The sequence below is a fragment of the Micromonospora sp. NPDC001898 genome (genome assembly GCF_042891255.1).
Classification (GTDB): Bacteria; Actinomycetota; Actinomycetes; order Mycobacteriales; family Micromonosporaceae; genus Micromonospora.
The window spans coordinates 39,434-57,680 of sequence record NZ_JBIATC010000021.1 but is presented as its reverse complement, the minus strand read 5'-3'; the positions used below and the strand labels follow the sequence as shown (position 1 = coordinate 57,680).

Annotated in this window: 19 protein-coding genes and 1 tRNA gene; 7 read left to right on the top strand and 13 right to left on the bottom strand. The window is 72.3% G+C overall.

The window, feature by feature from the left end:
* From ACFYZF_RS27235 to ACFYZF_RS27215, 5 genes are all read right to left on the bottom strand, one after another.
* The gene (locus ACFYZF_RS27235) at window positions 1–1,506 is read right to left on the bottom strand and encodes a peptidoglycan D,D-transpeptidase FtsI family protein (protein WP_387025471.1); all 1,506 of its coding nucleotides are present in this window, start codon (window positions 1,504–1,506) and stop codon (window positions 1–3) included.
* The gene (locus ACFYZF_RS27230; protein WP_387025517.1) at window positions 1,503–2,930 is read right to left on the bottom strand and encodes an FtsW/RodA/SpoVE family cell cycle protein; all 1,428 of its coding nucleotides are present in this window, start codon (window positions 2,928–2,930) and stop codon (window positions 1,503–1,505) included. The genes ACFYZF_RS27235 and ACFYZF_RS27230 overlap by 4 nt, the downstream gene beginning before the upstream one ends.
* Window positions 2,931–3,023: 93 nt before the next feature.
* Window positions 3,024–4,469, bottom strand: coding sequence for a protein phosphatase 2C domain-containing protein (locus tag ACFYZF_RS27225; protein WP_387025469.1), 1,446 nt, complete (start codon window positions 4,467–4,469; stop codon window positions 3,024–3,026).
* Entirely contained in the window at window positions 4,466–4,954 is a 489-nt protein-coding gene (locus tag ACFYZF_RS27220; RefSeq protein ID WP_350880350.1) for an FHA domain-containing protein, read from the bottom strand. Before ACFYZF_RS27220 ends, ACFYZF_RS27225 begins: the two co-directional genes overlap by 4 nt.
* Window positions 4,955–4,960: 6 nt before the next feature.
* The gene (locus ACFYZF_RS27215) at window positions 4,961–5,764 is read right to left on the bottom strand and encodes a DUF3662 and FHA domain-containing protein (protein ID WP_161688773.1); all 804 of its coding nucleotides are present in this window, start codon (window positions 5,762–5,764) and stop codon (window positions 4,961–4,963) included.
* Between the two features lie 206 nt (window positions 5,765–5,970).
* On the opposite strand from ACFYZF_RS27215, the gene ACFYZF_RS27210 reads away from it, so the two are divergent.
* The 3 genes from ACFYZF_RS27210 to ACFYZF_RS27200 all read left to right on the top strand — a co-directional run bounded on the left by ACFYZF_RS27210 (window position 5,971) and on the right by ACFYZF_RS27200 (window position 8,061).
* Window positions 5,971–6,056: transfer RNA gene (locus tag ACFYZF_RS27210), tRNA-Leu, on the top strand.
* A 128-nt stretch (window positions 6,057–6,184) separates the two neighbouring features.
* Window positions 6,185–7,258 carry an NAD-dependent epimerase/dehydratase family protein gene (locus tag ACFYZF_RS27205; protein WP_387025467.1) on the top strand — a complete coding sequence of 358 codons (1,074 nt, stop codon included), beginning with the start codon at window positions 6,185–6,187 and terminating at the stop codon, window positions 7,256–7,258.
* Window positions 7,255–8,061 (top strand): WecB/TagA/CpsF family glycosyltransferase, encoded by an 807-nt coding sequence (locus ACFYZF_RS27200; protein ID WP_387025465.1) that lies wholly within the window; start codon window positions 7,255–7,257, stop codon window positions 8,059–8,061. The genes ACFYZF_RS27205 and ACFYZF_RS27200 overlap by 4 nt, the downstream gene beginning before the upstream one ends.
* A gap of 111 nt (window positions 8,062–8,172) precedes the next feature.
* On the opposite strand, the gene ACFYZF_RS27195 is transcribed toward ACFYZF_RS27200, so the two are convergent.
* The gene (locus ACFYZF_RS27195; protein ID WP_387025463.1) at window positions 8,173–8,691 is read right to left on the bottom strand and encodes a GNAT family N-acetyltransferase; all 519 of its coding nucleotides are present in this window, start codon (window positions 8,689–8,691) and stop codon (window positions 8,173–8,175) included.
* A 165-nt stretch (window positions 8,692–8,856) separates the two neighbouring features.
* On the opposite strand from ACFYZF_RS27195, the gene ACFYZF_RS27190 reads away from it, so the two are divergent.
* On the top strand, window positions 8,857–9,459 hold the full coding sequence (locus tag ACFYZF_RS27190; RefSeq protein WP_387025461.1) for a hypothetical protein: 603 nt from the start codon (window positions 8,857–8,859) through the stop codon (window positions 9,457–9,459).
* Here the strand turns inward: ACFYZF_RS27190 and ACFYZF_RS27185 are convergent.
* The 3 genes from ACFYZF_RS27185 to ACFYZF_RS27175 form a co-directional block, all read right to left on the bottom strand.
* Window positions 9,427–9,834 carry a hypothetical protein gene (locus tag ACFYZF_RS27185; protein WP_387025459.1) on the bottom strand — a complete coding sequence of 136 codons (408 nt, stop codon included), beginning with the start codon at window positions 9,832–9,834 and terminating at the stop codon, window positions 9,427–9,429. The two genes, ACFYZF_RS27190 and ACFYZF_RS27185, sit on opposite strands and share 33 nt — an antisense overlap.
* A gap of 230 nt (window positions 9,835–10,064) precedes the next feature.
* Window positions 10,065–10,286 (bottom strand): DUF397 domain-containing protein, encoded by a 222-nt coding sequence (locus ACFYZF_RS27180; RefSeq protein ID WP_387025515.1) that lies wholly within the window; start codon window positions 10,284–10,286, stop codon window positions 10,065–10,067.
* Complete coding sequence (locus ACFYZF_RS27175) at window positions 10,256–11,137, bottom strand: helix-turn-helix domain-containing protein (protein WP_387025457.1); 882 nt, start codon at window positions 11,135–11,137, stop codon at window positions 10,256–10,258. Before ACFYZF_RS27175 ends, ACFYZF_RS27180 begins: the two co-directional genes overlap by 31 nt.
* 623 nt (window positions 11,138–11,760) lie before the next feature.
* Here ACFYZF_RS27175 and ACFYZF_RS27170 point away from each other — a divergent pair.
* Entirely contained in the window at window positions 11,761–12,045 is a 285-nt protein-coding gene (locus tag ACFYZF_RS27170; RefSeq protein ID WP_350880338.1) for a hypothetical protein, read from the top strand.
* A gap of 102 nt (window positions 12,046–12,147) precedes the next feature.
* A complete protein-coding gene (locus ACFYZF_RS27165) occupies window positions 12,148–12,597 on the top strand; it encodes a hypothetical protein (RefSeq protein ID WP_387025455.1) in 450 nt (149 codons plus the stop codon).
* Between the two features lie 55 nt (window positions 12,598–12,652).
* On the opposite strand, the gene ACFYZF_RS27160 is transcribed toward ACFYZF_RS27165, so the two are convergent.
* Both ACFYZF_RS27160 and ACFYZF_RS27155 read right to left on the bottom strand, forming a co-directional pair.
* Entirely contained in the window at window positions 12,653–13,396 is a 744-nt protein-coding gene (locus ACFYZF_RS27160) for a PASTA domain-containing protein (protein WP_387025453.1), read from the bottom strand.
* Window positions 13,397–13,527: 131 nt separating this feature from the next.
* Complete coding sequence (locus ACFYZF_RS27155) at window positions 13,528–14,220, bottom strand: PASTA domain-containing protein (RefSeq protein WP_387025451.1); 693 nt, start codon at window positions 14,218–14,220, stop codon at window positions 13,528–13,530.
* 108 nt (window positions 14,221–14,328) lie between these two features.
* On the opposite strand from ACFYZF_RS27155, the gene ACFYZF_RS27150 reads away from it, so the two are divergent.
* Window positions 14,329–15,753: a hypothetical protein gene (locus ACFYZF_RS27150; protein ID WP_387025449.1), complete on the top strand. Its 1,425-nt coding sequence runs from the start codon at window positions 14,329–14,331 to the stop codon at window positions 15,751–15,753.
* Between the two features lie 7 nt (window positions 15,754–15,760).
* On the opposite strand, the gene ACFYZF_RS27145 is transcribed toward ACFYZF_RS27150, so the two are convergent.
* The gene (locus tag ACFYZF_RS27145) at window positions 15,761–17,239 is read right to left on the bottom strand and encodes a glutamate--cysteine ligase (RefSeq protein WP_387025447.1); all 1,479 of its coding nucleotides are present in this window, start codon (window positions 17,237–17,239) and stop codon (window positions 15,761–15,763) included.
* A gap of 368 nt (window positions 17,240–17,607) precedes the next feature.
* Window positions 17,608–18,189, bottom strand: a complete 582-nt coding sequence (locus ACFYZF_RS27140) for a YceI family protein (protein WP_387025445.1) — start codon at window positions 18,187–18,189, stop codon at window positions 17,608–17,610.
* Between the last annotated feature and the right edge of the window lie 58 nt (window positions 18,190–18,247).

Here is an 18,247-nt window from a genome sequence, read left to right as displayed (position 1 = left end):
TCAGCGGCCCCCGGGGTCGGCGATCGCCGCCTGCATGATCTTGCCGGCGATCCGGGCTGCCTCGGCGCTGCCGCCGGCGCCCGCCTCCTCCAACATCACGCAGACCGCGGAGACCGGGTTGCCGTTCTTGTCGAACGCGAAGCCGATGAACCAGCCGTGGTCGGGAGTCTGCGGGCCGGACTGGGCGGTGCCCGTCTTGCCGCCGACCCGGTAGCCGTCGATCTTCGCCTTGCGGCCGCTGCCGTTCTCCACCACGCTGACCATCATGTCGCGCAGGTCCGACGCGACGGGGCCGCTGACCGGCTGGCGCAGCTCCCGAGGCTTTGCGGTGTAGTAACTGGTGGTCCGGTCCGGGGCGAGCAGCTGCCGGACCAGGTACGGCCGCATCTGGCTGCCGCCGTTGGCGACCGTCCCGGCGATCAGCGCCCCCTGGAGCGGGGTCATCTTCACGTCGCGCTGCCCGATGGAGGACTGCGCCAGGGCGGCCGGGTCGGTGGCGCCGTCGGGGGCCTGCATCGTTCCGGTGCTGCTGGCCGCCGTCGGCAGCCCGTCCTCGCCGAGCTGGCCGATCGTGAGGTCGTCCTGCTCGAAGCCGAACTGGCGGGCCTTCTCCTTCACCTTGTCGGCGCCGAGCTTGACGCCGAGCTGGGCGAAGCCGGTGTTGCAGGACTCGGTGACCGCGTCGAGGAGGGTGACCTGGTCCTCCGGGCAGATCGACGGCGCGGCGTTGCGGATCGGGGTGCCCGAGGTCGGCGGGGTCCAACTGGAGCCGGCGGGGATCTCGGTGTTCTTGCCGACGCCGTTCTCCAGGGCGGCGGCGGCCACCACGATCTTGAAGGTGGACCCCGGGGGCAACACCTCCGACAGTGCCCGGTTCTTCAGCGGGCCGTTCGGGGCGTTGTCCAGCTTGTTGTAAGCCGCCGTTGCCTCGTTGCTGTCGTGACTGACCAGCGGGTTCGGGTTGAAGCTGGGCATGGAGACCAGCGCCTGCACCGCACCGGTACGGGGGTCGAACGCGATCGCCGCGCCCTTCTTCGCCCCGACCTCGTTGTCGGCCAGCCCGTTGTACGCCGCGTCCTGGGCCCGCTTGGAGAGGGTGAGCAGGACGTTGCCGCCGCCGGTCTCGTCGCCGGTGAACATGTCCTTGATCCGGTTGGCGATCAGCGCGTCGCTGGTGCCGGCGAGGAAGTCGTTCTCCACCCGCTCGATGCCGGTGTCGCCGAGGTTGACCGGCTTGTAGCCGAGGACGTGCGCGTACTTCTCCCCGCCGGGGTAGGTCCGCAGGAACCGCAGCTTGCCGCCGGTCTCCTTGCTGGTGGCCAGGGCGGTGCCGCCGGCCTCGATGTTGCCGCGCTTGCGCTCGTACTCGGCCACCTGAACCCGGCCGTTGTAGTCGCTGCTGCGGTACTCGTCCGCCTTGTATGCCTGGATCCAGTTCAGGTTCGCGAAGAGCAGACCGAACAGGACCATCGCGACGACGCCAACGCGGCGCAGGGGTGCGTTCACGGCCGGATCACCTCCGTGGGGGCACCGTGCAGTTGCTCGGGCGGGCCGCCCCCGGGTCGGGCCGCGGAACCGCCGGCCCCGGCCAGCGGACGGCGCGCGCCGTCGGAGACCCGTAGCAGCACCGCGATGAGCAGCCAGTTCGCCATCAGCGACGAGCCACCGGCGGACAGGAAGGGGGTGGTCTGACCCGTCAGCGGGATCAGCTTGCTGATCCCGCCCACGATCACGAACACCTGGAGGCCGAGGGTGAAGGCCAGGCCGCCGGCGAGCAGTTTGCCGAACGAGTCCCGTACCGCCAGGGCGGCCCGCAGCCCCCGCTCCACGATGAGCAGGTAGACCACCAGCAGCGCGGAGAGCCCGAACAGGCCGATCTCCTCGCCGATGCCGGCGAAGATGAAGTCGTTCTGCACCTCGGGGATCTCCAGCGGCTGCCCGCCGCCCGGCCCGGCGCCGAACAGGCCGCCGCTGCCGAGCGCCAGCAGGCCCTGCACCAGTTGGTAGCCGTCCTCGTACGGGTCGGCGAACGGGTCCAGCCAGATCTCGGCGCGCAGGTGGAAGTTCGCGAACGGCCCGCCGATCACGCCACCCAGCACGTACGCCAGGTAAGCCCCGCCGAAGAACAGGATCAGGCCGATGAGCAGCCAGCTCACCCGTTCGGTGGCGATGTAGAGGGTCACCACGAACATGCCGAAGTAGAGCAGCGAGGTGCCCAGGTCCTTCTCGAAGACGAGCACCAGCACGCTCAGCACCCACACCGCGAGCACCGGGCCGAGGTCCCGCCCGCGCGGGAAGTCGATGCCGAGCACCCGGTGACTGGCCAGCGACAGCACCTCACGCTTGCGTACCAGGTAGTAGGCGAAGAAGACGAGCAGCGCCAGCTTGGCGAACTCGCCGGGCTGGATGCTGAAGCCGCCGATGCGGATCCACAGCTTCGCGCCGTAGATCTCGGAGTACCTCGCCGGCAGCACCGCCGGGATCATCACCAGCACGATGCCGGCGAGGCCCAGGGTGTACGCGTACCGCGAGATCGACCGGTGGTCGCGCATCAACGCGAGCAGGACCGCGGCGAGGAACACCGACGCGAGCGTCCAGGCGAACTGCCGGCCGCCGTTGCCGGCGAAGATCGCCAGCGACTCCCGATCCCCGGGGGTGGCCTTGGCCAGGTCAAGCCGGCGCAGGAAGCCCACCCCGATCCCGTTGAGCAGGGCCACCGCCGGCAACAGGGCCGGGTCCGCGAACGGCGCGAGGAACCGGATGACCACGTGCAGGGCGAGGAACACGCCCGCCAGCACGGCGGTCGGAACCCAGAAGTCCGGGGTGACCGTGTCGAGCACGGTCGCCTCCACCGTCGCGCCGTACGCGGCCACGATCACCAGGGCCAGCAGCAGCAGGGACAGTTCGGCGTTGCGTCGCGACCTGGCCATGCGTACGCCGGACTGCTCGCCCGTCGTGGCGGGCGAGGCTGCCGGTACGGCCGCTGCGGTCACGGATGGTCCTCGGATTTTCTCAGCCGACACTCACTCGGGCGATCGGCAGCCGGCGGGGTCGGCCGGCGTGGCCGTGTCGGAGGGCGGAGCGTCGGGTGTCGTGGTGGGCGAGGACGTCAGGGTGGCTGTGGCTGATGGCGCCGCCGTGCCGCCCGGCCTGGTGGGTGCGCCGCTGGCGACCGCGGTACGGCTCGCCCCGGGGGTGGGGGTCGCCGGGCCCGGGTTGGCCGGATCCGTCGTCGCCGTCGGGCCCGCCTGGCAGATCGGCTTGAGGTTCGGGTTGGCCGGGTCGTCACTGGTCAGCTCGGCCAGCCGGCGCTCGGCGTCCGGCTCGTTCTTGGCCGGGATGCCCTGCTTGACCTGCTCCTGCGCCGCCAGGGTGAGGTCGTCCAGCCGGGCAGGGCTGGTGGAGTGCACGGCCGAGAGGTCCAGGCCGGCGATCTGCCCCTGGACGCCCCGGAACACGGCCACGTCGCCCTGCTCGGTGGCGCCGACATAGTACTGCCGCTGGGTGTAGGTCCAGCTGGCGAAGAGCACGCCACCGAGGATGACCACGAGGCCGAGGAGCATCGCCGTGGTCCGCAACGGGCGACGCCTCGGGCGGTCGTCGTCCTCCTCGGCCGGCTCCTCGGGTGCGGGCGGCCGGGGCGCGGACAGCGCCGAGGCGCGCGCGGCGGGCGTGGAGATGTCGGCGGAGGTGGCCATGCCCCGGTCGCGGGCGGCGGCGCCACCGACGATCGGGCTCGCCTCGACGATGTCATGGGCGGTGGCGTCGGCGATGATCACCGTGATGTTGTCCGGGCCGCCGCCGCGCAGCGCGAGCTGCACCAGCCGTTCGACGCACTGCTGCGGGTCGGTGTACTCGCGCAGGGTGTCGCCGATCGTCTCCGCACTGACGACGCCGGAGAGGCCGTCGCTGCAGATCAGGTAGCGGTCGCCGGGCAGCACCTGACGGACGCTGTATTCCGGGTCGATGTCGCGGCCGTCGAGCGCCCGGGTGAGCAACGAGCGCTGGGGGTGGCTGCTCGCCTCCTCGGCGCTGATCCGGCCCTCGTCGACGAGCATCTGGACGTACGTGTCGTCCTTGGTGATCTGCGCGAACTCGCCGTTGCGCAGGAGATAGGCCCGCGAGTCGCCGATGTGGACCATGCCCAGCTTGGTGCCGGAGAAGAGGGTCGCGGTCAGCGTGGTGCCCATCCCCTCCAGCTGCGGGTTGGCGTCCACTGTGTCGCGGAGCTGCTGGTTGGCGGTGCCCACGGCCGAGCGCAACGCGTCGACCAGGGCGTCACCGGGGACGTCCTGGTCGAGCGGCTCCATGGCACCGATGACGATGTTGCTGGCGACGTCACCGGCGGCCATGCCGCCCATGCCGTCGGCGACGGCGAGAAGCCGCGGTCCGGCGTAGACGGAGTCCTGGTTACCGTCTCGGATCAGACCGCGGTCGCTGTGGGCCGCATAGCGCAGGGTCAGAGTCATGGCCGTAATTCGAGAGAGGTGCGGCCGATACGGATCGGCACGCCGAGGGGGACGGGGGTTGGTCCGGTGACCTTAGCGCGATCCAGGTAGGTGCCGTTAGTCGATCCGAGGTCCTCGACAAACCATTGCCCGTCACGCGGCACGAGTCGGGCGTGTCGCGCGGAGGCGTAGTCGTCGGTGATGACCAGGGTCGAATCCTCGGCCCGACCAATGGTGATCTGCGATTCACCCAGGGTGATCCGGGTGCCGGCGAGCTGCCCGGCGGTCACCACCAGCTGGTGCGCGGCCCGGCCCCGCTTCACCTTCGCCGGCTTGGCCTGTGGCTGCCCGGTCGAGGCTCCCACCGCCCGTGGCGCGGCCACCAGCCGACCCGAACGGGCGCCTGCGAACAGGTCCCGGCGGATGACGCCGACCACCGTGAACACGAAGATCCACAGCAGGATGAGGAACCCGAACCGGGCGACGGTGATGACGAGTTCCGGCAAGGCGGATCAGCCGTCCACGCGGAAGGTCAGGGTGGTGGTGCCGAGCTGGATCATGTCGCCCGGGTTGAGGGCGACGGCGGAGACCCGCTGGCCGTTGACCATGGTGCCGTTGGTCGACCCGAGATCGGTCAGCACAACCTGACCACCGTCGAAATCCAGCCGGGCGTGTCGCCGGGAGATGCCGACGTCCGGCAGGCGCAGGTTGGCCTGGTCGCCGCGGCCGATCACCGTCGAGCCCATCTGGAGCGGATAGGTGCGGCCGTCGCCGGAGACCAGCCGGACGTTGCGCCCGCCGCCGTGCCCCGGCGGGGGACCGTAGCCGCCGCCCTGGTCGTACGCGGGGTAGGCGGGCGGGCCCTGGTCGTAACCGCCCTGGTCGTAGCCGGGCGCGGAGACCGGGGCGACGTCGCCGCCGGTGTAGACCTCGGCGGTGACCCGGAACATCCCGGTGTCGAGGCCCTCGCCGCGCTCGATCTCGACGATCACGTCGCCGTAGACCGTCCAGGCCTGCTCGCCGATGAACTCCGCCTGCGACTGGGCCAGTTCCTGGGCCAGCGCGGCGGCGTACGGCGCCAGACGGCTGTGGTCGTAGGGCGAGAGATCGATCACGTAGCGGTTGGGCACCAGCGTTCGCCCACCGGCCAGGATCGCCTTGTGCGCCTCGGCCTCCCGCTGCATGGCGTTGAGGATCTCCACAGGGTGAACCACCCCTTTGAAGACCTTGGCGAAGGCTCCCTCGACCAGGCCTTCCAAACGCTTCTCAAAGCGTTGCAGCACGCTCACCGGCTCCTCCTCGGGTCCCGAGGACATGATGCTATCCGGCCGGCGCGCGTGCAGCTCACACGCCGCTCGGCCGCCCGCTGCCGGCCCGCTCGGGCGGGCCGGTGCCCTCGTGCTACAGTTTCGTCCGCCACGAACGGTAACCGGTCGTGGCCAGGGTCGGAAAGACCGTAGGATGTGCCGGGCCGCTGACAACGGCGGAGCCGGGGCAAGCTACAGTTTTCCCGGTCAGCCACGGGGAAGTGGCGGAATGGCAGACGCGCACGGTTCAGGTCCGTGTGTCCGAAAGGACGTGGGGGTTCAACTCCCCCCTTCCCCACCAGATCGAGGGCTCCGCAGCGATGCGGGGCCCTCGAGTCGTTGTGGGGGGCCCGCGTCGCGTCCGGCCGGTGCCGGACGTCACGCTATGCTCCGATCGTTTCCCTGCCTCCTATGGACCAGGAGTGGCGTGTGAGTGTCGCGTTGGTGACCGGGTCGGGCGGCTTGATCGGTTCCGAGGCGGTCCGGCACTTCGCCGGCCTCGGTCTCGACGTCGTCGGCATCGACAACGACATGCGGCAGGAGTTCTTCGGCGCCGAGGCGTCGACCGCGTGGAACGTCCGGCGGCTGACCGAGGAGCTGGGCGGGGCGTACTCCCACCACAGCATCGACATCCGGGACCGCGACTCGCTGGCGGCGCTCTTCGCCCGGTACGGCCGCGACATCGCCGTGGTGATCCACACCGCCGCACAGCCGTCGCACGACTGGGCGGTCCGGGACCCGTTCACCGACTTCGACGTCAACGCCGGCGGCACCCTCAACGTGCTGCAGAACGTCCGCGAGCACTGCGTCGAGGCGCCGGTGATCCACTGCTCCACCAACAAGGTGTACGGCGACCGCCCCAACAGCCTCCCCCTGGTCGAGTTGGAGACCCGGTGGGAGATCGAGCCGGGGCACCCGTACGCGCGGGGCATCCGCGAGGACATGTCGATCGACGCCTGCCTGCACTCGGTCTTCGGCGCGTCCAAGGTCGCCGCCGACGTGATGGTGCAGGAGTACGGCCGCTACTTCGGGATGCGGACCGCCTGTTTCCGGGGCGGCACGCTGACCGGCCCGGCGCACTCCGCGACCGAGTTGCACGGCTTCCTCGGGTACGTGATGCGGGCCAACATGGAACGCCGGACGTACAAGATCTTCGGGTACCAGGGCAAGCAGGTCCGGGACGCCATCCACAGCTCGGACGTGGTCTCGGCGTTCGAGGCGTTCTTCCGCGACCCGCGCTCGGCGGCCGTCTACAACCTCGGCGGCGGACGGCACTCCAACACCTCCAACCGGGAGGCGTTCGCCCTGGCCGAGCAGATCACCGGCCAGGAGATGGTCACCGAGTACGTCGAGGCGAACCGGATCGGCGACCACAAGTGGTGGATCGGCTCGAACGAGGCGTTCCAGGCCGACTACCCGGGCTGGAAGCAGGTCTACGACGTCCCGATGATCATGCGGGAGATCCACGAGGCCAACGTGGACAAGTGGGTTCCCGGCGCATGACCGTCGACAGCAAGCGCAACGTCCTCGGCGTCCTGGTCGACGCCACCGACTACGCCGGCGCGACCGAGCGGGTGGTGGCCGCGGCGCGCGAGCGCCAGCCGCTGGCGCTGACCGCGCTGGCCGTGCACGGCGTGATGACCGGCGTGCTCGACCCGGCGCACAACGCCCGGCTCAACTCGTTCGACCTGGTCACCCCTGACGGTCAGCCGGTGCGCTGGGCGCTGAACCTGCTGCACCACGCCGGCCTGGCCGACCGGGTCTACGGCCCGCTGCTGACCCTGCACGTGCTGCGCCGCTTCGCCGAGGAGGGCCTGCCGGTCTACCTCTACGGCTCGACGGAGGACACCCTGGGCCGGCTGATCCCGGAGCTGGAGCGGATGTTCCCGGCCCTGAAGATCGCCGGGGTGGAGCCGTCCAAGTTCCGGGCCGTACAGCCGGGCGAGGACGTCGAGATCGCCGGCCGGATCAGGGCCAGCGGCGCCCGGCTCGTCCTGGTCGGGCTGGGCTGCCCCCGCCAGGAGGTCTGGGCGTACGCCATGCGGCCCCTGCTGGACATGCCGCTGATGGCGGTCGGGGCGGCCTTCGACTACCACGCGGGCCTGCTCCGCAAGCCGCCGCCGTGGATGCAGCGGGCCGGCCTGGAGTGGTTCTGGCGGCTCGGCCTGGAGCCGAAGCGACTCTGGCGCCGGTACGTCATCCTCAACCCGGCCTACCTGGGCCGGCTGGCGGCGCAGAAGACCGGCCTGTGGAAGGCGAAGCCGCCCACCCCGGCCGCCGAGCGCCCGGCCACCTTCGCCGTCTGACCGGCTTTCGCGGTCTCATCGGCTTCGTCCTCGGGCCGCGGGCGGGCACGGTCCGGGCCCTGTGAAGCTGCCCCGTCCACGCCACCGCTCCCAGCGGACCGTTGGAATGGCTCAGGCCGGGGTGGGAACGTTGAGCAGCAGCCAGGTGTCGGGCGGGAGTTCGGGCTTGCCCGGCACCGGCCGGTGTTCCTCCTGCCAACCCGTCCCGATGGACGCGGCGACCGCCCGCCAGAACCGCGCCGCCCCCGGGTTCTCCTCCTGGAACGTGATCTCCCAGCCACCCGGGCGGCCGTGCAGCAGCTTCAACGCGGCGCGGTGACCGACCGACCGGCGACGCAGCGCGCGTACGACGAAGAAGGCGGCGACGGAGGACGGACGGTTGGACGGGTGCCGGGTCAGCGCGAACCCGGCCACGGTGGGGCCCCACCGGATCAGGTGGGCCACCCGGTCGGCTGCCCCGAGGAACGAAGGCAGTTGATCGAACGCGAAGCGCCCGTCGGCGCGCGGAACCATGCCGCGAAACTCGGACAGGTCGTGCCGGTAGAGCTGGCCCAGCCGCTCGACGACCGGCCAGAGCTGCTCGGTGGCACCCTGGAGGGTCACCGGTTCACGATCCACCGGCTGCCGCACCGGCCACATGCTAACGGCTCCGCCCGCGCAGACGGGGCAGTTCCACAGGGGGCGGACGGGAGCAGGGCATCTCCCGCCGGTCCCCGCCCCTAGGGGGCCAGGCTTCGGGTCGAACCCGGGAACGGCCCGGATCCGCCCCGGGTCGGATTCGGCAAGGCTGGGGTCATGGATGGGCATCTCATCGTTTTGCTGCCGGTCGCCGGCGTCTGGCTGGCCGCGGGCTTCCTCGCCGACCGGCTGCCCCGGCTGGACCGCGCCCGAGCACTGCACCGGCGTACCGGATGGGTGCTGGCCCTGACCCTGACCGGCCTCGGCCTGACGGCGGGCGTGCTGGCCGCCGGGTTGCAGAGCGCCGGCACCGGCACGGTGGACCGAGCCGCCGCCGGGCTCGCGCTGGCGGCCCCACCCGCGTTGCTCGTCGCGGTCTGCGCCGCCCGGCGGATCCGCCGGCTGCGGACCGGCGCGGGCGCCCTCGCCACGGCACCGCACGCCCCAGCCCCGCACGGCCTGCGGGCCGCCGCCGCCCATCCGCTCGTCGGCCTGCCGCTCCAGGTGACCGGCCTGGCCACCGTTCCGGGGGTGCTCTCGGCCAGCGGCCTGGAGGTCTTCGCCGGGCCCGGCACGACCGGGGCCGCAGTCACCGTCGGCGCGCTGGGTGTTGCCGCCATCGGGGTACGACACGCGCTGCGCCACAGCCGGCTGGCCGAGCGGGCGCTGTCCCAGCAGCAGCCGGCGTCACCGCGGGCGGCCAGTCCCCTGCACGTATAGCAGCTCCAGGATCGCCCGGGTCGCCTCGAACCAGCGGTCCATCCAGCCGGGCGGGGGCACGCTCCCCTTCGGCGGCAGCTCCAGCAGCAGGCCGCGCAGCAACGGATGGTCGGCCAGGGACTCGGCCGACCCGGTCGGCCAGCCGGCCGGCGGGAACGACGGCTCGGTGAGCGGGTTCGGGTCCAGCGAGGGCAGCGACAGCGGCGGCCCGGCCTGCTCGGGGGCTGGCGCCCCGCCTTCCCTGCCACCGAAGTCGGTGTCGGTGGAGACCACCTCTGTCAGCACGGTGTCCCGGCGGGCCCCGCGGTACTTGCCGCCGAACCGCTCCGGTTTGCCCGGACCGTTGGTGAGGTTCTCTGACCCGATCGTCGTCATCGTCTCGCCTGCCTCGCTCGGTTGCCGATCCCGGCGGTTTGTCGATCAGCGCCGTACCGAGGGGTACAACGACCCGGGGCGGGGGTGGCGACGGGTCCGGATCCGATCCGTGCCGCTGGCCGCAGATCCGTACCCGCAGGTCACGGTCCCACCCCGGGACGCACGACGGGCGCGGAACGTCCGGCGACGTTGCCGGACGGGCCGCGCCCGTCGTGTCTGGGTCCGGTCCGTCAGTCCCGGGCGAAGGTGCCTTCCCTGGTGCCGGCGACGAAGGCGTGCCAGTCACCCGGAGCGAAGATCAGGTTGGGCCCGCTCTTGTCCTTCGAGTCCCGTACCCCGACCGCCCCGGTCACGTACGCCACCTCGACGCAGTTGTCACAGTTCGGCCCACTTTTCGAGCTCTTGAACCACGTCACCCGCGTCAGGTCCCCACGGGACCACTTGGTCGCCACTTCCACAACGGCTCCTCTGCCAGTTTTGCGATCTGTGCGATGGATTCCTCCGGCCGTGTGGCTGCTGCTCGAATGTGATCGAAGATGAAGTTGTACTTCTGCAGTTCGTCGCTCTTCTCGAGGAAGAGCCCACCCGTGGCGTTCTCCGCGTACACGACATCGGGATCACCCGCTTCGGGGAAGCTGAGGATGGTGAAGGTGCCGTCCATGCCGGCGTGCGCCCCTACCGAGAACGGCAGGATCTGGAGCGTCACGTTCGGCAGCTCTGCCACCTCCACCAGCCGCTTGAGCTGACCACGCATCACCGCGTCGCCGCCCACCGGCCGGCTCAGCACCGCCTCATCGAGCACCACCCAGAGATCGACCGAATCGTCCTGGGTCAACAACGACTGGCGGTCGATTCGGACACGCACCCTCTGCTGGACCTGATCGGCGGTGAAGTCCGGACGGGCGGCGCGGATCATCGCCGAGGCGTACTCCTCGGTCTCCAGCAGGCCCGGCACCACCTGCTGCTCGTACGTCCGGATGGAGCTCGCGGCCGACTCCAGGCCGACGAACGACCCGACCAGCACCGTGCTGTACGGGTGCCACCAGCCCTTCTGCCGGGCCTCCCGGGCGATCTGCACCAGCTCGTCGCTCTCGGTGCCGGACACCCCGTAGATCAGCAGCATGTCCCGGACATCGCGCGGGGTGGCGGTGGTGTGGCCGGTCTCGATCCGGGAGATCTTCGACGCGGAGCACTCCAACCGCTCGGCGACCACCTCGATCGTGATGCGTGCCGCGTCGCGGTGGCGGCGCAGCTCGGCACCGAGCCTGCGACGGCGGATGGTGGGGCTGTGTCGCTCACTCACGGCGTCCCCCAGCGGGCCACGTGGCCGAACCGATCGCTGCTCGCGCTCACCCGGTTACCTCCGGTCGTTCGCGCCCGGATTCGACGCCCGCCGGGGGCGCGACCGTCGGGCGGCGAGCGTTTCGCGGCAGAGGCGTGGTGCGGTCGTCGACCGGCCGCGGCGGGCGAAACCGGCGTCCAGTGTGCCGCCCCGAGGACAGTGGCATCAAGCGTCTATTTCCGCGCGCCGCTCACGTATCGGCAAAAGTCGACATGCAACTTGCATGAAACACGCCGCTGATGCAGTCTGTCCGTAGGGCCAAGGTCACTCACCGTTCCGGTCGGCCGCCGGAGGGGCGGGCGCTCCGCCGCGACGGAGCGCCCGGTCGAGGGGCCAGGCCCAGGCACCACACGGACCTGCCCCGGTTCCAGGCCCCGTTGCCGCATGCCACCTGGCTGCGATGGCGGGAGCGACGACCGGGTGCAGGCGGGTGATGGTCGGGTGACGGCACGCCACCAGCGGGCACAACCCGACCACCACCGCCCGCCTGACCGGTTCACGAGGCACGACCACGTGACCGGGCGCACGGCATCCCCCGAAATCACCGCCGGCGTACGCCGGCCGATCCTTTCCAGGAGTCCTCTGTGCTTCCCCGCTCAGGTGACGTAGTGCACGTGACTCGCGCGGCGAGTGTCCAGTTCCTCAGACCGATCATGTTCCGCGTGATCCGGGTACACGACTGGCCCACGTACGAAGGTTGGGTGTGGCTCGACGGCTACGAGTTGAACGCGGCGGGGGACGCGGTCAGCCAGCGGTCGATCTTCGTGCAGGCGGCCGGGCTGCGTCAGCTCCGGACCGCGCCGCAGCCCCAGCAGCACACCGTCCGCCAGCGCCGCCCGGTAGTCCGTACGGCGGTCCGGGTGGGCTGACCCACCGGAATCGCAGGTCGGGAGGCATGCCGCCGGCATAGAATCGGTACGCCCACCCCGGCGAACGTCTCCACCCCGCGCGTCCCGGACCCTGAACCTGGGATGGTCATGGTCATTCTGCCCGCCGCGCGGCGACACCACCGCTCCCGCACCCTCTACGCCTTCGGCCTGCTGGCGCTGCTCGGCGCCGTAACCACCCTCGTGGTGGTGGTCCGATATCCGGCGCTGTCCGCCACCGAGCTGAGCGCTCCGGTCCCGGCCCCCGAGATCACCGTGGTGGACGAGGGGCCCGATCCCGGGCCGGGCTGGGCCGACCAGGACGCTTCGGCAGGGGCGCGGGGCGCTCCGGCGGGGGTGGTCGGCGTACCGGGCCCCGCCGGAGCGGGTGCCGGCGACGGAACGGACGCGGTGGTCGAGGCCCACCGGGCACCGGGTGGGGCGGCGGAACGCCGGGACGACGTGAGCCGCTCACTGTTCTGGTCCGGGGTCCTCGGCCTGGCCATCTCGCTGGCCGGACTGGGACTTGTCGGGACCAGACGCCGGAGGTGGTGAGCGCACGACCGCCACGGCGAGGGCCCCGTCGCCGCCGAGGGCCGGCCCGGCAGCGTCAGGGCGTCGGACTGGCAGGCGTGGTCGCCGACGGCTCGACCGCGCTGGTGGTGGGTGCCGGGGCCGCCGCGACCACCAGCGTGACCTCCTCCCCGGCGGGCACCAGCTCGCCGGGGCCGGGATCGGTCTCGAGCACCGTGCCGGCCGGCTGGTCGGACTCCCGGGCCTCGACCCTGTGCTCGATACCGAGCTCGTCCAGGACCTGCTCGGCCCTCGCCCGGGACAGCCCGACCAGCGGCGGCATCGGCACCGCGGGTCGGGTGGTCGACGGCGGGGTGCTGGACGGCCCAGCGGTCGTCGCCTCGGTCGTCGGAGCGCCGGTCGTCGTCGGAGCGCCGGTCGTCGCCGGGGCGGTGGTCGGCCGCGCCGAGGGGGTTTCCCCGGGACGGGAAGAGTCGTCGGCCGACGCGAGCAACCAGAGGCCGGCCCCGAGCAGGCCGACCAGCAGCAGCGCCAGGACACCGAGCAGGATCGGCGTCCACCAGCGCCGGCCGGGCTGGTCCTCGGCGTACCAGTCCTCGCCGGCCGGGTCGCGGTAGTCCGCCGGGCGCGGCGGCGGGATCCCGGCCCGCCCGGACCAGACCGCAGAGGTGGCCGGCGGCTGCCGACCGGTGTCCCCGGACCGGGGCAGCGCGCGGGTCGCGTCGGCCGGTTCCTCGGCGGGCAGCCCGCGCGAGGAACCCGGCAGCGGCCGGGTGCGATCGTCGTCGTCGGGTGGCGGGTCCTGGCGGTCGTCGCTCATCGCACGTCCTCTCCCCACCGGGCGGGCGGCACGGCCCTCGGCGTCCACGCTAACCGCTGCCGCGCGCATCGGCCGGGATCAGCGCGGCGAGCCGCAGGGGTGGGAGGCCAGTCGGTGCGCCGGACCGGAGGTCACGGGGTCGGTGCCGGCTCCCCGCTCGGCTCCGCCGGCTCCTTTCCGCAGGTCAGGGTCACCGGGTCGTTCCAGTACGCCGTGCTGTCGGGCGCCGGGTCCTGCGCGGTGACGATGCCGGCCCGGCCGGTGCGGTAGCGCGGGTAGAGGCCCTCCTCGACCAGGTCGTCGGCCGCGTCGGAGCAGTCCTCGTCGAGCAGGTCCGGGACGCTGACCTCGGGTGCCGGCCCCGCGACGTACAACGCGACGGTGGTGCCCCGGCGCACGGGCGAGCCGACCGGGGGGTCGGCGCTGCGCACGTCCCGCCCCGACCCGGTGCCGAAGACCAGCCGCCAGCCGAGCCGGTGGTCCCGCAGTTCGTCCCGGGCGTCCTCGAAGTCCGTGCCCACCACCGGCGGGACGGTCAGCCCACCGGACGGGGTGGGCGCGCTGGTCCGGGGCGTGGGCGGCGCAGTCGTCCGGACCGTCGGCGACGGGGTCTCGGAGGGAGTGGCCGGGGACGTCGCGCCGGCGTCCGCGTTCGGGCCGGACGGTGGGGCGTCCTCGCCGGCCAGCAGCCAGCCGCCGGCCGCGCCGACGGCCGCGAGGAGCGCGACGGCGAGACCCCCGCCGAGCACCCTGGCCATCCGGCCCGACCCGGATCCGCCCGGCTCGTCGGAGTACGTCTCCCGAGCGTTGTTCCCGTCCGTCATCGCGCCCACCATCTCATCACCGGCGACCGTATCGGGCCGCGCCAAGCGCCGGGCCCCGCCCTTCGCCACGACTCGCCGGGCCGACCTCGGGACGTTACGCTCCCCGGCATGGCCAGACGAGGCTGGGGAGGATCGATCGCCACGGCGGTCGGCGTCGCTGCCGGCGCGGGCGCGGCCCAACTGGGCTTCGGCTACGGGCTGGGCATCATCGACTGGGCGGCGGCGGACGTCGGTGGCGGGACGGCCTGGGTGGCCAGCCTCGCCTGGTCGACCTGGATCGCGAGCACCTCGACGATCGCCGGCGCGGTCTGCGCCCAGCGGTTGCGGCAGCGCGGCTCGGCACCGGCGACCCCCGTCCCGGACGCTCCCCCCGCCGCCGAGCGGCGACCGGAAGCGCCCGACGCGCCCGACGTCCCGGCGGGTAGCGGTTCCCCCGACGGGCCGGACCCGGTCGGCACGCCCGCCCGGGTGGACCCGGTCGGCACCCCCACCGGGCCCGAGTCGGTCGGTGTGCCGTCCGGGCCCGAGCCGATCGGTGGGTCCGGGGTGGGCCCGGACGACTCCCCCGATGTGGCCGTTCCCGTCCCGGTCCCCGGCGGTTCCCGGTGGGGCGAGTTCGGCGGGCTCGGATCGACGGTCCTGGCGCTCGCCGGGGGCGTCGGCGCGCTGGTCACCTTGCTGCTGGTGGCCGTACCGGCCCGGGTGGCGAGCGTTCCGGACGTCTCCGCGCCGCAGGCCGTGGCAGCCGCGTACGCCGGGGCCGGGGTGCTGATCGGGATGCTGGTCGCCAGGTGGGCGCTGCGCTCGCCGGCTGCGGCGACCGGCGTGATCGCCACCGTCGGCTGGCTCTGGCTGCTCGCGATGGTCGCCGTGGCGGACGGGGTGTTCTCGGGGCGCGGGCTGACCACCGCCCAGCTCGGCATCTGGCAGCTCAGCGCCGACCGGCCGGGCTTCTGGATCCGGGACTGGTTCTACTGGCCCGGCGCGCTCCTCGCGCTCGGCTCAGCACTGCTGATCGGCGCGCTGGCCGCGCGGCGTACCGCCCGGTCGCCGGAGCACCGGCTCGGGGCGGCGGCCTCGGGCGCGGCGGGGCCGCTGCTCGTCGCGCTGGCCTACCTGCTGGCCGTGCCCGGCCTCGCCACGATCGGGCGGGAACAGGTGTCGGCCCACCTCGTCGCGCCGTACGCGGTGCTGGCCGGTCTCGCCGGGTCGATGCTGACCGCCGCCCTGGCCCAACGTGCGGTGGCCCGCCGCGCGGGCGTACCGGTGCCCCCGGCTGCCCTGCCCGGGTCCGAGGCCGCGGTGCTGGTGCCCCGGCAGCGGGCCGGGCTGGCCGACGCCGAGCCGGAAATGCCAACCGCAGGCCGGGCCGGCCCGCTCACGCCCGATACCGGCACGGAAACGCCCACCGCAGGCGGGACCGGCCCGCTCACGTTCGGTGCCGGCACGGAAACGCCCACCGCCGTGGAGGCGGCCACCGAGCCCCGGCCGCCGGCTGCGCCGAGGCCCCGCAGCAGCCGGCGCACCCGGTGACGCCTGGTCAGTCGACCGGCCAGGTGTGCACCGGCTCGTTGCTGCGCTGGAGCGCCACGTAGCGCTGCGCCATGTCGTGCAGGGCCGCGCCGCGGTCCATCCCCCGGTGCCGCTCGGCGGCCCAGACCGCCTCGGTCTGCCACACGGCGCCGTTGCGGCCGGTGCGGCACCGCTGCTCGATGATGCCGAGCAGACGGTCCCGCTCGGCCGGCGCGACGCCGAAACGGTCCAGCCCGACGGCCGCCGTTGGCAGCAGGGTGTCGAGCACCAACTTGGTCACCGGCACGTCCCCGAGGCGGGGCCAGTGCAGGACGGCGTCCATGCCACGCCGCGCGGCGGTGTGGAAGTTCTCCTCCGCCGAGCTGAACGTCAACTGGCTCCAGATCGGCCGTTCCGCCTCGGCCAGGCCTCGGGCCAGCCCGAAGTAGAAGGCTGCGTTCGCCAGCATGTCGACCACCGTGGGACCGGCCGGCAGCACCCGGTTCTCCACCCTCAGGTGCGGACGGCCGTTCATGATGTCGTAGACCGGCCGGTTCCAGCGGTAGACCGTGCCGTTGTGCAGCCGCAGCTCCGCCAGTTCGGGGACGCCGCCGGCGTGTAGCACCTCGACGGGGTCCTCGTCACCGCAGATCGGCAGCAGCGGCGGGAAGTAGCGGACGTTCTCCTCGAACAGGTCGAAGATCGAGGTGATCCAGCGCTCCCCGAACCAGACCCGGGGGCGTACGCCCTGGGCCTTCAGCTCGTCGGGGCGGGTGTCGGTGGCCTGCTGGAACAGGGCGATCCGGGTCTCCGCCCAGAGCTGCCGGCCGTACAGGAAGGGCGAGTTCGCCCCGACCGCGACCTGGACGCCCGCGATGGCCTGGGAGGCGTTCCAGTAGTCGGCGAAGCTGTCCGGGGCGACCTGGAGATGGAACTGCAGGCTGGTGCAGGCAGCCTCCGGCGCGATGGAGTCCGTGTACGTCTGCAACCGCTCGACGCCGCGGATGTCCAGCTCGATGTCCTCGCCGCGGGCACCCACGATCTGGTCGTTCAGCACCCGGTACCGGACGGCGGTGGAGAGGTTGTCGGCGACCAGGTGGCGCTCGGTCAGGGTGGGCAGGATGCCGACCAACACGATCCGGGCCTCGGACTTCGCCGCCCGCTCGTCGGCCCGGGTCAGGCTGCTGCGTAGGTCCTGCTCGTAGTCGGCGAAGCCGCTGCCCTCGATCAGCCGGGGTTTGGCGTTCAACTCCAGGTTGAACTGCCCCAGCTCGGTCTGGAAGAGCGGGTCGGCGATGTCCGCGAGGATCTGTTCGTTGCGCATGGCCGGCTCGGCCGCCGGGTCCATCAGGTTGAGTTCGATCTCCAGCCCGGTCATCGGCCGGTCGGCGTCGAACCCGAAGTCGTCCAACATCAGCGCGAAGACGTCCAGACACCGCCGAACCTTCTGCCGGTAGCGGACCCTGTCCTCTCGGGAGAAGGCGCCCTGCTCGACGTCTCTACCCATGTGCCCTCCCGGCGCGAGGCGCTACGGAACGGTGTCGCCCCGCAGCGCATTGTGAACCATCTACGGTAAATGCGCCCAACGCGCCGGGCCAGAGGCCGACGCCGCGTGATCACCGCGACGGACGACCGCGACCGGGACGAAGGACGCTCCCGACGGATCTCTACCCAGGTGGGCGCTCCTGCCACCGCTCACGACGTGCGGCGACACGTGACAATCCACACCGTCACCGGCCCGGGGCACCGACTCAGCGTCGCCAGGGGCTCGTGGGCCGGCACGGCCGCGGGCCCGCGCCGACTGGTGCGACGCGGGCCCGCGGAGTCCTCCGGTACGGGGACGCAGGGTTAAGCAGTCCCCGCGAGTTACGGGGATCAGGCCTGGCGGACGGCCTCGCCCTCGATCTCGATCTTGATCTTCTTGCCGACCAGCACGCCACCGGTCTCCAGGGCGACGTTCCAGGTCAGGCCGAAGTCCTCGCGGTCGATCTCGGTGCTCGCGGAGAAGCCGAAGATGTCCTGGCCGAACGGGCTGCGCCCGACGCCCTCGAACTCGACCTCCAGCTCCACCGGACGGGTGACGCCCTTGATGGTCAGCTCGCCGGAGAGCACGAACTCGTTGCCGTCCCGGGACTTCACCCCGGTGCTGCGGTACTCCAGGGTCGGGAAGGTCTCGGCGTCCAGGAACTCGGGACTGCGCAGGTGGGTGTCCCGGTCGGCCTGGGCGGTGCTGATGCTCGCGGCCTGGATGGTCGCGGTGACGGAGGACAGCGCCGGGTCCTCGGCGATCGTGATCGTGGCGGCCGCGTCGGCGAACTCACCACGGACCTTGCTGACCATCATGTGCCTGGCGACGAAACCGACCCGCTTGTGCGCCGCGTCCAGCAGGTAGGTGCCGGCGGCCGGGATCGTGAGGCCGTCCCACTCGCGGGTGACAGATCCGGTGCTGCTGGTCATGGTGCTGTCCTCCAGGAAAGATTGTTTAGTTGCCCAACGACTGACTGAGCAACTATAA